The sequence below is a fragment of the Sphingobacterium sp. UBA7038 genome, from assembly GCF_002494055.1.
GTDB lineage: Bacteria > Bacteroidota > Bacteroidia > Sphingobacteriales > Sphingobacteriaceae > Sphingobacterium > Sphingobacterium multivorum.
Genome location: NZ_DLAV01000031.1, coordinates 52,575 through 66,767 on the forward strand (window position 1 = coordinate 52,575; position 14,193 = coordinate 66,767).

Annotated in this window: 10 protein-coding genes; 6 read left to right on the forward strand and 4 right to left on the reverse strand. The window is 40.7% G+C overall.

Annotation, left to right across the window (positions count from 1 at the left end; translation table 11 throughout):
* Positions 1–59 precede the first annotated feature (59 nt).
* The gene (locus B3H30_RS19835; protein ID WP_070562932.1) at positions 60–2,801 is read right to left on the reverse strand and encodes a 2-oxoglutarate dehydrogenase E1 component; all 2,742 of its coding nucleotides are present in this window, start codon (positions 2,799–2,801) and stop codon (positions 60–62) included.
* A 181-nt stretch (positions 2,802–2,982) separates the two neighbouring features.
* Entirely contained in the window at positions 2,983–4,239 is a 1,257-nt protein-coding gene (locus B3H30_RS19840) for a deoxyribodipyrimidine photo-lyase (RefSeq protein WP_286774906.1), read from the reverse strand.
* A gap of 482 nt (positions 4,240–4,721) precedes the next feature.
* On the opposite strand from B3H30_RS19840, the gene B3H30_RS19845 reads away from it, so the two are divergent.
* The 3 genes from B3H30_RS19845 (at position 4,722) to B3H30_RS19855 (ending at position 7,975) form a co-directional block, all read left to right on the forward strand.
* A complete protein-coding gene (locus tag B3H30_RS19845) occupies positions 4,722–5,591 on the forward strand; it encodes a hypothetical protein (RefSeq protein ID WP_046672437.1) in 870 nt (289 codons plus the stop codon).
* A gap of 132 nt (positions 5,592–5,723) precedes the next feature.
* Complete coding sequence (locus B3H30_RS19850) at positions 5,724–7,562, forward strand: UbiD family decarboxylase (protein WP_286834805.1); 1,839 nt, start codon at positions 5,724–5,726, stop codon at positions 7,560–7,562.
* Positions 7,563–7,639: 77 nt separating this feature from the next.
* Positions 7,640–7,975: a HopJ type III effector protein gene (locus B3H30_RS19855; protein WP_115046714.1), complete on the forward strand. Its 336-nt coding sequence runs from the start codon at positions 7,640–7,642 to the stop codon at positions 7,973–7,975.
* A gap of 203 nt (positions 7,976–8,178) precedes the next feature.
* Here the strand turns inward: B3H30_RS19855 and B3H30_RS19860 are convergent, their stop codons facing one another.
* Positions 8,179–8,640 (reverse strand): VOC family protein, encoded by a 462-nt coding sequence (locus B3H30_RS19860; RefSeq protein WP_070562920.1) that lies wholly within the window; start codon positions 8,638–8,640, stop codon positions 8,179–8,181.
* A gap of 178 nt (positions 8,641–8,818) precedes the next feature.
* Positions 8,819–9,394 (reverse strand): Crp/Fnr family transcriptional regulator, encoded by a 576-nt coding sequence (locus tag B3H30_RS19865; protein ID WP_070562917.1) that lies wholly within the window; start codon positions 9,392–9,394, stop codon positions 8,819–8,821.
* 235 nt (positions 9,395–9,629) lie between these two features.
* Between B3H30_RS19865 and asnB the strand changes: the two genes are divergently transcribed.
* From asnB to B3H30_RS19880, 3 genes are all read left to right on the forward strand, one after another.
* Positions 9,630–11,318, forward strand: coding sequence for an asparagine synthase B (gene asnB, locus B3H30_RS19870; RefSeq protein ID WP_070562914.1), 1,689 nt, complete (start codon positions 9,630–9,632; stop codon positions 11,316–11,318).
* 313 nt (positions 11,319–11,631) lie between these two features.
* Positions 11,632–13,200: a M20/M25/M40 family metallo-hydrolase gene (locus tag B3H30_RS19875; RefSeq protein WP_112375533.1), complete on the forward strand. Its 1,569-nt coding sequence runs from the start codon at positions 11,632–11,634 to the stop codon at positions 13,198–13,200.
* Entirely contained in the window at positions 13,200–14,171 is a 972-nt protein-coding gene (locus tag B3H30_RS19880; protein ID WP_115046716.1) for a polysaccharide deacetylase family protein, read from the forward strand. Before B3H30_RS19875 ends, B3H30_RS19880 begins: the two co-directional genes overlap by 1 nt.
* Positions 14,172–14,193 lie beyond the last annotated feature (22 nt).

Below are 14,193 nucleotides of genomic sequence, written 5' to 3' on the forward strand. Positions count from 1 at the left end.
AATGTTCTTTATTGACAATTGCGTCCTATAGATAAGACGCAATTGATTTTAAATTGTTTTTATTCGAATGATTTATTTAAGATTTCTGCTTGTTGTGCAACATGTTGTTTCATGTAACCCGTAGCTGTACTTCCACTTTCTTTACGGGCAACAAAACCTGTAAATGCAATCTCAGTACCCATTAGTTTACGGCAGTAGTAAGACCATGCTCCCATGTTCTCATTTTCTTCCTGAACCCAAACAAATTCTTTTGCCTTGTTGTATTTTTTACGGATCGCTTTCAATTGCTCTGTAGGAATTGGGAATAATTGTTCCAATCTCACGATAGCGATATCTTTGCGTTTGTCCGTTTCTTGTTTTTCTAATAAGTCGTAGTAAACTTTACCCGAACAGAATAACACGCGTTTAACGTCTTTCGCCGCAACATTTGCATCATCAATTACCTCTTGGAAAGCAGCTTCTGTAAAATCTTTCAACGGTGATACCACTTTAGGGTGGCGCAACAATGATTTTGGCGTAAATACAACCAATGGTTTACGGAACTCACGTACAAGTTGACGACGCAACAAGTGGAAATAGTTAGCCGGAGTAGTACAGTTTGCTAAGATCATATTCTCATCTGCACATAACTCTAAGAATCTTTCGATACGTGCTGAAGAGTGCTCAGGACCTTGACCTTCCATACCATGAGGAAGCATCATAACTAAACCGTTAGAACGTTTCCATTTTGTCTCTGCACTCGATAAATATTGATCAACGATAATTTGAGCACCGTTATAGAAATCTCCGAATTGAGCTTCCCAGATTGTCAACGAATTTGGATTAGAAGATGCATAACCATATTCAAAACCCAAAACAGCATATTCTGAAAGTAACGAATTGTAGATAGAGAATTTATCGCCACCTTTAATATTGGCTAAAGGAACATATTTCTCTTCCGAATCTTCAAGCGTCAATACCGCATGACGGTGTGAGAATGTTCCACGTTGTACATCCTGACCCGAGATACGTACACGGTTACCTTGATCCAATAATGTCGCGTAGGCCATCAATTCGCCCATTGCCCAATCGTATGAATCAGCAGTGATCATTTTGGCACGATCTTCAAACAAACGTGTAATCTTACGGAAGAATTTTTTGTCCGAAGGTAAGGTTGTGATTTCTTTCGCTAATTTTAAGAATAGATCTTTTGCAACTTTCGTTTTATCTGAAGTTGTTAATACTTCACCTTTTTTAGCAGGACGCAATCCTTCCCATGCACCTTTAAACATCGGGATCTCTTCAGTCAATACCTCAACTGTTTTAGATTCCTCAAATTTAGTTTGCAATTCAGCTTTAAATTCTTTCTCGATATTTTTAGAATACGCCTCGTCAATACTTCCTTCAGTAATTAATTTTTTAGCGTAAACTTCTTTCGGGTTCGGATGTTTTTCGATGATTTTATACAACAATGGTTGCGTGAATTTTGGTTCATCAGCCTCATTGTGTCCAAATCTTCTATAACATAACAGATCGATAAATACGTCTGTTTTATATTTTTGACGGTATTCAACCGCTAAATTAATCGCATAAACTACCGCTTCAGCATCATCACCGTTCACATGGAACACAGGTGAAGAAGTGATTTTTGCTACGTCTGTACAGTATGTTCCAGAACGCGCATCCTTGTAGTTCGTTGTAAATCCAATCTGGTTGTTGATGACAATATGTACCGTACCGCCAGTTTTGTAACCATCGAGTTTGGACATTTGGGTTACTTCGTAGACTACACCTTGTCCAGCAATTGCTGCGTCACCGTGAATGATGATCGGTGCAATTTTAGAAGAGTCGCCTTCGTATTTGAAATCAATCTTAGAACGAACCATGCCTTCAACGATTGGATCTACAGTTTCTAAATGCGAAGGGTTCGGTGCCAAACTTAAATGGACAGATTTGCCATCGTTTGTTTTAACCTCAGAAGAAAAGCCCAAGTGGTATTTTACGTCACCACCAAAGTTTACTTCAGGATCATCAGCGTAGGTCTTACCTTCAAATTCAGAGAATACTGATTTGTAAGATTTACCCATGATATTAGTCAAGACATTCAGACGGCCACGGTGAGCCATACCGATAACGAATTCCTGGATACCGATTTCTGCACCTTTTTCAATGACCGAATCTAATGCTGGTATTAAACTTTCTGCACCTTCCAACGAGAAACGTTTTTGACCTAAAAACTTAGTGCCTAAAAAGTTTTCGAATACAACGGCGTGGTTTAATTTGTTTAAAATTCTCTTTTTGGTATCCAACGAAAATTTTGGCATGTTGCGATCCGCTTCCATGCGGTCCTGTAACCATTTAATTTTTTCTGGATTACGGATATATTTGAATTCTGCACCAATAGAACGGCAGTAAGTATCCTCCACCAATTGACGGATGTCTTTCAATGTTGCTGGACCTAAACCGACTTCAACACCAGCATTAAAAACGGTGTTCATGTCTGCTTCTGCAAGACCAAACGTTTCCAATTCCTTTCCAGGATAGTATTTACGTCTTTCACGAACAGGGTTAGTGTGTGTGAATAGGTGGCCACGGTCGCGGTAGCCATTGATCATGTTCAGCACATTGATTTCTTTCAATACGTGCTCGGGAGTAGCCTCGCCTACTGAACTTGTTGTTCCGCCAGCATTTTGACCGAAATCAAAACCTTCAAAGAATTTTTGCCATCCGAAATCTACCGATTGGGGATCTTGCTTGTACGATTGATATAAGCCATCGACATAAGCCGAATCAGCATTACTCAAATATGTCAGATTGTCCATTTACAATTAAAACTATGAAATTTGTCAAAGTTATGAATAAAAAAAGAGTTTCTAATACTGAAATTGAATAATTTAATCAATAAACCTATCCAATTCTTAACATTTTTAGCATGATTTAAAAAGGGCTTCCAGCGTCCTACAAATTTATTTTCTATTGGAATTATTTATTTCTGCCGAAGATTTATTTAACAAGTATTTCGTCCAATTTTGGAAGTCCATTTGGGAAATGAGTTTTGATCAATTTTTGCCAGTCCAGCGCTTTATTGTCTTTTTCGCTTGTCCCAACTCCGGCAATATGAGACCACTGTCCGTAAACAGTTGCCGGAGAATAGTCTAATAGGTGCTCCTCGTACCAGGAAGCGCCACGAAGCCAGTTGACCTGGTACTCATGAACTAAATAGCTGGCTGCGATTAAGCGTGCTTGATAAGGGATATAGCCGGTCTTCTGTAACTGGATCATCACACTGTTTATAAAATCATGTTCCGTGTGGCCCGATTTCCATTTTTCAAATAATTCTTCATTCCCGTCTAAGGCCGGATGATCCTGAGGGGAGCTGTTTTTAGTGCCTTGTGGCTTAAAGAATATATTCGGATATTTTTTAAGCATAAACCTAAAATAATCGCGCCAGAGCAGAATGTCGACAATCTTTTCAAATCGTTTGTCTTTCTTACCTTCACCAAGTTTTTTGATATTGTTATAGAGTAAAATAGGCGACAAGGCCCCTGACGCTATAAAAGGCCCTAGAATCAAAGGGTCCTGTTCTGTCTCCGGAAAGGTTGACAATAGCGCATGCATAATACTAAGCGCAGTGTCTTCGCCACCGAGAATATAGATGTCATCAACAGATTTGATCTCCTCTACTGAATAGCCCAAATCTTTTAATGAAGGAATTTTGGTGTCCTCAAGATGGGGCGGCGTAAGGAAATTGGTCGGAAATGGGATGGGTTGCCTCACCAGACTTTCCCGCTCTACTTTTTTCTTGAAAATGGAAAAACCATTGGGTATGTCTTTAATAGGGAAAGGAAGATCTTCCTTATGGTAGAGGGTGTGACCGATGAAATGGCGCAAATTTATTTTGCTGCTCCAAAGCTCACTTTCTACTTTTTCCGAAATAGAAGTTTCCCGAAGTGCCACCTCGCGGTGATGATAAACTTCGTTGACTTGGTATTTTTGTGCTATTCTTGGGATAATATCTTCAGGTTTGCCAATATAAGTCAACAAGTCGCTACCATGACTCTTTAATTTTTCTTTTAAAGCGGTCACGGCTTCAATGACAAAGGCCGCTCGCAGAACACCTGTGTTTAAAGTGCCAAATTGATTGCGGTCGAAATATCGGGGGTCAAAACAGTATACCGGGATGATGAATGAACTTTTTTCAGAAGCTTGATAAAATACTTCATTGTCATGAAGTCTTAAATCATTTCGAAACCAGATCATTGTAGCCCTTTTGTCCATAGAGGTGAAGATAAATACTTTTTAGTGCAGCCTATTTTCAGAAGATTTACAAATATATAAGGATATTGTGTTCTTGAAAGTATTTATGCGCGAATTGACAAAAAAAGGACAATGGCGGTACTTGTTTGGATGGTTTACGCTATTTTGGTTAGGAAAAAATAAAAATAGTGTTAAACTTATTTGATGTTTCTCTGTTCTAAAATCAGGGAATTATGATATTTGTAAGTTATTTCCGTTACTCTTGAAACAATCCGAGTAACATACTAAAAGCGTAAGAAAAACATGGAAAAGATTGCTGCATCACCAATGGAACCGTCCTAGGGATTTTATTCGTTTTAGCGAATAAAAGGGTAATATATAAATTCAGCGTACTAGGAAGGAACGATCCTATTTAATGGCTCACGATCGTAAGAACGAATCATTAAATCGTGGTAGTTTCAAAGCCAAAAATATAGAGAATTCGAATGAAAAAGGTTTTAATCAGCGGGCTAAATACCTATTTGGGACGACGGGCATCCTGTTATTTGCAATCCAAAGATTTTGATGTGACTGGATTAGTGCGCAACTTATCCCTTTTTAATAAAATAGTAAAGGAAAAGGTGACGGCAAAGCTTTTTGAATTGGACCTGTTGCGAAAAGGGGAAGCTTTTGAGAATTTTCAGATTGCTGAACTCAATTTTGGAATTTATTTTACGCAGGTTCCCTCACTTGACAATGATATACAGCTTCAGCTTGAATTGCTTGGTCTGCGCAATTTCGTGGAAATTTGTAGACGTGCAGGAAATAACCGCGTCATTTATGTCGCGAGGCTAATGGATGAACATTTTTTGGAGCCTGTGCGCGATCTGCTGGAAAATTTACGCGTCCAATATACCATTGTGATTAAAAGTAGCGTCATCGGGAAGGAGAGTGTCTTGAACCGCATATTTGCGAAACTTGCCAAACGGCAGACCATATTTTATTGGAACTGGGTGGCTTCCCTGAAATTTCGCCCCCTGCCTTTGCTCGATGTTTACCGCTGGCTACGAGAAATGCCTTGGGAAAATAATTTTATATCAGAAGTTATTTACCTCGGTGGCAATGAGGAAATGACATTTAGAGGCTTATTTTACCATTTCCTGAAGTGCACTTCCGAAGGCCAAAAGAGAGAAATAGGCGTCAATAAATTCTTTGCTAAGCTCTTGTTGACAAGGTTGAATGATATCAATAAAGAAGATATTGATGAATTTAGGCGAGTACTTTATTATGAGAAAAATGTAGATAATTCAACTTGGCAGCGCGTACAGGCATTTGAATTTACGCCCTTGAAATCCTATGTCTGCATGGATACCTAGGTAATGGTTGAGGTTGTTATACTGATGATAAGAGAGCGGGATCCAAGATCGCTAAAGGTTTTTTCTTTATATCCTGTTTAATAAATTATTCTGTTAAATTTGTGGATTAACATGTTGAAGCAGATTTAATATATGGGATACAATAGTTTAGAAGCATGTGTTGCGGATCTTGAAAAACATGGTCATTTAATCCGGATCAAAGAAGAGGTCGATCCCTATTTGGAAATGGCCGCCATCCATATGCGGGTGTTTGATGTTGAAGGGCCCGCCTTATTTTTTGAAAATATCAAAGGTTCGGAATTTCCGGCTGTATCTAATTTGTTTGGAACGCTGGAACGCTCGAAGTTTATGTTCCGGGATTCGTTAGACCACCTGAAGAAATTGGTGGATGTTAAGATGAATCCTGCTGCAGTACTTAAAAATCCTTTTCAATATATTGGTTCCTCGATGACAGCCCTTGGGGCTTTACCCTGGAAAAAAAAATCGGGGGCTCCCATACTTCATGGTAAAACATCAATTAGTAAACTTCCGCAGATCGTCAACTGGCCAATGGACGGCGGTGCTTTTGTGACGATGCCGCAGGTATATACAGAAGATGTTGCCAAACCCGGTATTATGCAGGCCAATCTGGGGATGTATCGGATTCAGCTTTCTGGGAATGATTATCTGCCTGATCAGGAGATTGGTTTGCATTATCAGTTGCATCGTGGTATCGGAATCCATCAAACTAAGGCAAATGCGCTCGGTAAACCTTTAAAGGTGAGTATTTTTGTCGGCGGACCGCCAGCACATCCCTTGTCTGCTGTAATGCCGCTACCGGAAGGACTCTCTGAGATGATCTTTGCCGGAGCATTGGGAAATAGAAGATTTCGCTATTTTTATGATGATGAAGGCTTTTGTATCTCTGCGGATGCGGACTTTGTTATAACAGGTACCGTTTATCCCAACGAAAATAAACCGGAAGGTCCTTTTGGGGACCATATCGGCTATTATAGCTTAACTCATCCGTTTCCTTTGATGAAGGTGCATAATGTGTACCACAAGAAAAATCCAATTTGGTCTTTTACGGTTGTGGGGCGACCCCCGCAGGAAGATACTAGCTTTGGTGCTTTAATCCATGAAATTACGGGTGCGGCTATTCCAAAGGAGATTTCGGGTCTCCATGCCGTTAATGCTGTTGATGCGGCTGGTGTACATCCCTTGCTTTTTGCAATAGGGTCTGAACGGTATACGCCTTATCAGCGTGTCGATCGACCGCAGGAAATTTTAACAATAGCCAATCAGATACTGGGTAAAAATCAGCTCAGCCTTGCTAAATATTTGTTTATTTCAGCACATGAAGATAATCCGCAATTGGATATTTATGATATTCCGGCTTTTTTGGGTCATATCCTTGAACGCATAGACCTTACTCGAGATGTTCATTTTCAGACCAATACGACTATTGATACCTTAGATTATTCCGGCGATGGATTAAATGCCGGTTCAAAGGTGGTTTTTGCTGCCGCTGGTACAAAGAAAAGAACATTGGGCCGTGAATTGCCAGCCAATTTTGAGCTGCCACGACCTTTTAATCAGGCAAAATTTGTCATACCTGGTGTTATTGCGATCGATGGACAGGCATTCTCCACATACGAGCATGAATCGAAAATTATGGCGGAATGGTGCCGCGCTGCCGCAGGGCTCGCCTGGGAAGGTTTCCCGTTGATCGTCTTATGTGATGATGCTCACTTCACCGCCGCTACCGTCAATAATTTTGTTTGGACAACGTTTACCAGAAGTAACCCTGCGTTTGATATTTATGGAATACATAGTTTTACAACATTTAAACATTGGGGTTGTAAAGGACCGCTAATTATTGATGCGCGGACAAAACCCCATCATGCGCCGGCGTTGATTAAAGACGAAGCGGTGGAAAGGCGTGTGGATCAACTTGCTGCAAAGGGAGGGTCACTACACGGAATTATTTAAGAGCGCTAATTCCTGTTCATTCAGGTTTATGGTTGAAAAATTAATTTAGAATAGATTTTAAAAGGTTTAATATCAAGATGACTACAACAGAATTATTGAATAAATCAAAAGGAAGCGAATTACAGTTTCAGGAAGTATTGGCGCATATTGCCGATCAGTACAGCTATAGTCCCAGTGCATTTCAAAATGGGACGCTGAAAAATTCGAAAGAAGAAAATCAAGGTAGTGCAAAAGTTTTCTATTTTGCACAGTTAAATAATCTTTCGCAGGAGGATACATTGCGCCTTTTTGCCGAACATTATCGAAATGTACTCGATAATCCAGACGGAGATGGCCACCAGAACATTCGTCAATTTAGGACAAATGGTTGGGATGGGATCCTGTTTGAGGAAGAAGTACTGGTGAAAAAATAATAAATTTAACCTAGTAGCGGTAAAAACCTGAGATGCACAGGAAAACATCTTGTTGTGGCAGTTTTGAAAAGACAAAATTGAAATGGCCATTCCACAGGGTAGCATAGGTGCTACACGATAACGAAACCACGGGAATAGAGAGGGCAGTAACAATAGATTACTGCCCTCTCTTTTTCAACTATTTTGTCAGCTAAGCGGTTGGCTTAAGCATTACTTTCGCAATCCTGGTCTTTGTTCCCACCAAAATAAACCATCCAGCAGATACCGAATTGATCCTGAAAAGCGCTGTATAGTTCGGCAAAAAATGTTTCGCCAAGTGGCATTTCAACGACCTTTGCATTGGTGCTCAGTGCATCGTACAAAGCTTTCGCTTCGGTGGTGCTTTCGCACATCAGCATGACATAGCTGTTGTTTCCTTGGATATATTGTTGTCCAAAAGCAGGAACAACATCAGCTCCCATCAGCATACTATCGCCGTTGATCGAAATTGCTGTATGACAGATTTTGTTTTTTGCTTCGTCTGGAACAGGTGGCATCTGTGGGTCGGCAGGGATATCTCCATAACGCATGAAGCCAGGATTTTTTGTATTGAAGACTTTTTCATAAAAGTTGAATGCTTCTTCACAGTTTCCGTCGAAATTTAGATAAGCGTGTAATTTTGCCATGATTTCTAATTTTTGAATATAATGATTACTTCTTTTAACTCTTTTCTCAATTTTTCCTTCCTATAAGACTATAAATAAATAGCTTGGAAGCACATTGGTAAAATTAAGCTGAAGTTTTCTTAAAAATCTTGCCTTAAGGCAAGATTTAAAAAAGTAGTCCTTTGGGCGTTACCACGGTTTAATTTCCGTGGACAATTTCTTTCCGGATGCGGCTTAGGGAAGTGTCGGTGATGCCCAGGTAGGAAGCAATATGCTTGAGTGGTGCCTGCTGTATCAATATTGGTTTTTCTTTTATCAAGCGCAAATAGCGGGTAGTAGCAGGCTCGGTAATCATGGCAATAGCCCTATTTTTACTGTGAACAAGTTCCTTGGCCATCCAAGAACGCCCCCATTCCCTAAATTCAGGAATCTGATGAAAAAGTTCCTGAAAATCTTCAAACTTTATTTTCCAGAGACGGGTTTCCATGAGTGCCTGGATATTTTCCACCGTTGGATGGCGTTGAAAAAAAGAGGCGACTTCAATGACAACATCATTGTCCGTACAGAAGCTTATGGTAACTTCATTGCCTTCATAATCGTGTAAAAAGGAGCGTGTAAGTCCATACTCAATTAAGTAATAAGCATTTGAAACCTGTCCTTTGGTCAATATAAAATCGCCCTTTTTGACGGTTATGGCTTCATGTTTTTCTGTAATTGCAGTTAATTCCTGTGGAGTCAGTGCAAGCTCACTATAGAAGGTTCTAATTAGATCCATGTCCTGGTTATTTGATTACGAAGTTAATTTAACGATTAATCTGCAGATCAATTGTTAATAGATTGTGTGATTATTGTAAACAAATAAGTGTTTCATTGATAATTTTGTTTGTTTTGAAAAGTATTTTTGATAAAAATATAATAAATATTAAAAATTATTATGAATTTAGTTTTTAATTGTTTTACTTTGTATCAATAACATAATGTAAAAACGAAATATTTAAAATTTTCATAATATGTGTGGAATTATTGGCGCTTTTGAATTAAAGCAACCTGCAAGCTCATTGAGATCTCAAGTATTAGAAATGTCAAAACGTATTCGCCACCGTGGTCCGGATTGGTCGGGTATATTCACCGGTGAGAAAGCTTTATTGGCACACGAGCGGTTAGCTATTGTTGACCCTAAATCTGGAAGTCAACCATTGTACAGTCCGGACGGTAAAGTTGTACTAGCAGTTAATGGCGAGATCTATAACCACCATGAATTAAGAAATAGCCTTCCTGATTATGAGTTCTCGACACAAAGTGACTCCGAAGTTGTGTTGGCTTTATATTTAGCGAAAGGTCCCTCATTTGTGGATGAATTAAATGGTATTTTTGGTTTTGCACTCTATGATTCACGTGATGATTCCTTTTTTGTCGCACGTGACCATATGGGAATTATCCCTCTATATTATGGTGAAGATGAGGAGGGGCAATTGTTCGTTGCATCCGAATTAAAATCACTGGAAGGTTTCTGTACGACGATTGAACAATTTCCTCCGGGGCATTACTTGTATAGCAAAATGGGGAAAGCTCCGCAGCGCTGGTATCAACGTGATTGGGAAAGTTACGATGTTGTAAAAGACAACGAGACCGATATCGCTGTTTTGCGCAAAGGTTTGGAAGATGCGGTGCATCGTCAATTGATGTCAGATGTACCTTACGGTGTACTGCTGTCTGGTGGATTGGATTCATCGGTTATTGCTGCGGTAACGAAGAAGTTTGCATCCAAACGTATCGAAAGTGACGACAAAGAAGATGCCTGGTATCCTCAACTGCATTCATTTGCGGTGGGATTGAAGGGAGCACCGGATTTAATTGCGGCACAGAAAGCAGCAGATCATATCGGAACAATACACCACGAGATCAACTTTACCATCCAAGAAGGATTGGATGCGATCCGTGACGTGATCTACCACTTGGAGACTTATGACGTCACGACGGTACGCGCTTCTACACCGATGTATTTATTAGCTCGTGTAATCAAATCAATGGGCATTAAAATGGTATTGTCGGGTGAAGGGTCAGACGAACTCTTTGGTGGGTATCTTTATTTTCATAAAGCGCCAAATGCACAGGAATTTCACGAGGAAACTGTACGTAAGCTGAAAAAGCTTTACCTGTACGACTGTCTGCGGGCAAATAAATCACTTGCAGCATGGGGTGTTGAAGGGCGTGTACCTTTCCTAGATAAAGAATTTATGGACATTGCGATGCGTATCAATCCTTCCGATAAAATGATTCGCGAAGGAAGGATGGAGAAATGGGTTGTACGTAAGGCATTTGAAGACTATCTGCCAGAAAGCATCGCATGGCGCCAGAAAGAGCAATTTTCTGACGGTGTAGGCTATAGCTGGATCGATACCTTGAAAGAGCAGGCTGAAAGTAAAGTTTCTGATCAGGAGTTTGCCGAGGCTTCAACGCGCTTCCCGATAAACACACCGAAAAACAAAGAAGAGTTTTTATATCGGACAATTTTCGAATCACATTTTCCTTCAACAGCGGCAGCACAAACTGTTCCATCGGTAAAATCTGTCGCATGCAGTACGCCGGAAGCCTTAGCTTGGGATGCTTCTTTCCAGAATCTGAATGATCCATCGGGTCGGGCTGTGGCCTCGGTTCACCAAGAGAGCTACGAAAAATCCAAAGTGGAAGCCGTGTAACTAATCAACCCTCATATCTATATTTGGTAAAGCCTGGAAAGTTTCTTTTCAGGCTTTTTATGTTTTTTTTTCAACTAAATAAGGGTATATCATTTAATTGATTAAAAATGAATGTGTGTTTTTAAATATTGTTTAGTAATTTTCGGAAAAACCAATCACAGGAAACTTTGGGTTTCTAAATTAACTAAGGTTGACCGGAGCACTGTCTTTTTCTGGAGCTTCTTTGAGAGCTAGTGGAATATAGTAACATGTAGTTTGCGCTCGTAGCGTTAGCGTATTAACGGAGAATTATACAATAAATAAAGATATATACATGAAGGTAGATTTAATGAAACAGCGTGGAATGAAATCTTTAGGGCTGGCACTTCTATTGCTGAGCACTCCAGCTATTTTTGCTCAAAATAAAGAAGCGATGGTTTCGTCAATTGTGCAGGAGGCAAATGCAAATTCACAATTGGAGAAGTATGCGTTTGAGCTTGTCGATATGATTGGCCCCCGTCTTGTCGGGAGTCCACAAATGCAACAGGCGCATGATTGGGTTGTCAAAAATTATAATGCGCTTGGCGCACAGGCCCGCAATGAGCCCTATGGTGAATGGCGTTCGTGGGAACGAGGAACTTCTCAGGTGACGATGACCTATCCCCGCATAAAATCTTTGGAAGGTACACAGTTGGCGTTCAGTCCCGTGACCAAGGAGAAAGGGGTTGAAGCCGAGGTTGTGGTAATGCCTTTATTTAGTTCCCCGTCTGATTTTCAGTCTTGGCTTAAGACAGTCAAAGGCAAGATCGTATTGATTGGAATGAATCCGCTTTCAGGACGGTCAGATGCCAACTGGAAGGAGTCAGCTTCCCCGAAAGGTTATGAAAAATATCAAGCCTTAAAAAATGATCAGTTGAAAAAATGGGAGAGTAGTATGTCCTATACGGGAAGCACGCGTCGGACATTGCCCTTGGCTTTGGAGAATGCTGGCGCCGTTGGTGCCATTGATTCCTATTGGACAGAGTTGCCTGGTATTACACGGATTTTTGATGCGAAGTCCAAACAGATTCCGGTATTTAACGTAGGGCTGGAAGATTACGGTCTGTTATACCGCATGGCAGAACATGGGGTCAAACCTCGGGTTTCGCTGCAGGGAAATTCAAAAGAGCTTGGAATATCAAAGACCTATAATAGTATCGCAGAGATCAAGGGAAAGGAAAAACCGGGCGAGTATGTTGTGCTTTCGGCACATCTAGATTCGTGGGACGGCGCTTCGGGAGCGACAGACAATGCGACAGGAGTAATTACCATGATGGAGGCTGTCCGCATTTTAAGGAAGGTTTACCCGGATAATAAAAGAACGATTTTGGTCGGTAACTGGGGAAGTGAGGAGCAGGGGCTGAATGGCTCTTCAGCTTTTGTCGAAGATCATCCCGAGATCGCTAAAAATATACAGGTGGTATGGAATCAGGATAACGGCACAGGGCGAATTGTCCGGATAGGGGGCAGTGGTTTTGAAAAATCTTACGAATATATAAGCCGCTGGGTGCAATATTTGCCTGAAGAGTTCCGTAATGAAATCCAAACCAGTTTTCCAGGTATGCCGGGGACGGGGGGAAGTGATCATTCTTCTTTCGTTCAAAAAGGAATTCCGGCCTTTGGGCTCTCTTCCACATCCTGGGACTATGGTAAGGTGACCTGGCACACCAATCGGGATACCTATGATAAGATTGTGTTTGATGAAGTAAAACAAAACGCCATTATCGTTGCGATTTTGACTTACCTTGCCTGTGAAGAGCCTGCTTTGGTCTCCCGCGATAAGATCACATTGCCAATTGATAAAGATGGCAAGCCGACGGTATGGCCAACTAATCTACAGTCTAAAAGAACGAGTGGCAACTGATGATGAAACAGCTCATTTTTGTTGGTCTATTTTTGGTGTGCGCCCTACTCTCTAATGGACAGGTTTCATTTGCCAATTTAGAAAACTACAGAACCGAGTGGTTGATCCTCCGTGAAAATAATAATTCTCTGGTGGGGATCCGTAGTTTCACGACAAATACTGTAAAATATTATTTGACGGTAGATCCTACTACACTGCAAACGCGTATAGTAGGAGATCGATCGGTCAGCGTTCTGTACAACGATGCGGCTCAGGTTACAAAAAGTCTAAGTGGTTCGGTATACGAAAGCTGCTTCTCTTTAGTCAGAAAAACTGAAAACAACTTACAGGATGCGGGGCTGAATTTTAGGCTTCCCAAAGAGGCTGGTATTAATTTGACGATTGATCTATGTCCTTCACATAAACCTTTGGACAGGGCTATTTTTGAAGATCTTCTCGCTGCATTTAAGGGGATAGATCGCAGCCTGCCACTGGCCGTTTCTGTTTCGGGTAAATGGATGCTAAATCACGCTGCAGATCTAGCATGGCTAAAGTCATTGGATGCAAAGGGAGTAAAGATTACCTGGGTAAATCATACGTATGACCATGTTTTTACTAGTAATCCTTTAACATCCAATTTTTTGCTTTCCAAAAATACGAATCTAGGTTATGAAGTGTTGGAGAATGAAAAATTGATGCTGAAAAACGGTCTTCTGCCTTCGGTATTTTTTCGTTGTCCGGGCTTAGTTTCCGATCGGCGCATCATTGAGCAGCTATTGTCCTATGGTCTTATTGCGGTAGGCTCGGATGCCTGGTTGGCTAAAGGACAGCAGGCCAAAAACGGAAGTATTGTCCTGATTCATGGTAATGGGAATGAGGAAGTTGGGGTGCAGGATTTTATCCGATTGCTTCGGACAGAATCTCAGGCCATAAAAACAAAACACTGGACATTGTATAGTTTATCCGAAGGCCTGGATCAGGAGTCACATTAACCTGTACTAAATTGCATAAAAA